At 43.2% G+C, this 803-nt stretch carries 2 protein-coding genes; both read right to left on the reverse strand.

The window, feature by feature from the left end:
* Window positions 1-119: 119 nt before the first annotated feature.
* Window positions 120-431 carry a DNA-binding protein gene (locus ACFIKO_RS09390; protein ID WP_208439803.1) on the reverse strand — a complete coding sequence of 104 codons (312 nt, stop codon included), beginning with the start codon at window positions 429-431 and terminating at the stop codon, window positions 120-122.
* Window positions 432-443: 12 nt separating this feature from the next.
* Entirely contained in the window at window positions 444-767 is a 324-nt protein-coding gene (locus ACFIKO_RS09395; RefSeq protein ID WP_015857128.1) for a type II toxin-antitoxin system RelE/ParE family toxin, read from the reverse strand.
* Window positions 768-803: the final 36 nt, after the last annotated feature.

Consider the following 803-nt stretch of genomic DNA (forward strand, 5'->3'; position numbering starts at 1 on the left):
ATCCATATGGATGAAGAGGATACATGATAGGTTATAAACTAGATGTAGAGCCCCTCATTAAAAATGATTGCTTAAATACCTCCCTTCCCCATCTTTAAAGGTGGGGAGTGGAACTAAAGTTACACGTGTGGAACTGGTCGTTCAAGAGGCTGTACAGCCAAACGAAACCCCATGGTACGCAGTAAAGCATTCAAGCTGCGGAACTCTGGATTACCTTTTTCTGAAAGTGTACGGTAAAGTTGTGTTGGGTTCAAGTTGGCTGCTTTAGCTACAGCTTGAACACCACCATAAGCTTTGGCCATTTGGCGTAGAGTTACAAGCAGCTCACCCTGATCACCATCTGCTAGGATTGCATCAAGGGTAGCTGCTGCCAACTCAGGATCATCACGGAATATTTCTGCCATTGCATCATCATGGTTACGGTCTTTCATTTTTGCACTCCTTTAATCTTCACGGTTTTGCCAATCACGCCAGCAAGCACATGCACGAGTGATATCAGTCTCTTGTGTTTTTTTGCTGCCACCGCATAATAGCAACAATACGGTCTTTCCAGATTGGACATAATAAACTCGGTAGCCAGGACCAACATTAATACGCAATTCATGAACACCCTCACGAAGCGGCTTGAAATCACCAAAGTTTCCCTGCTCTAAACGATTAAGGCGGCGAATAATTGCAGTTTTAGCCTGCATATCACGGAGCTTTCGCAGCCAATCAGCTATCAAGTCTTTGCCATCAGAAGTAAGGTAGTGACGTATTTCAAACATGATGTATATTCGTTTATAAACGAATATTTGTCAAGA

Origin of the sequence: Bartonella sp. TS82HLJMH (assembly GCF_042193495.1) — a bacterium.
Taxonomy (GTDB): domain Bacteria; phylum Pseudomonadota; class Alphaproteobacteria; order Rhizobiales; family Rhizobiaceae; genus Bartonella; species Bartonella grahamii.

Bases quoted from the DNA above. Each gene is read 5' to 3' on its own strand.
- ACFIKO_RS09395 (WP_015857128.1), bottom strand. From the start codon at position 767: ATGTTTGAAATACGTCACTACCTTACTTCTGATGGCAAAGACTTGATA.
- ACFIKO_RS09390 (WP_208439803.1), bottom strand. From the start codon at position 431: ATGAAAGACCGTAACCATGATGATGCAATGGCAGAAATATTCCGTGAT.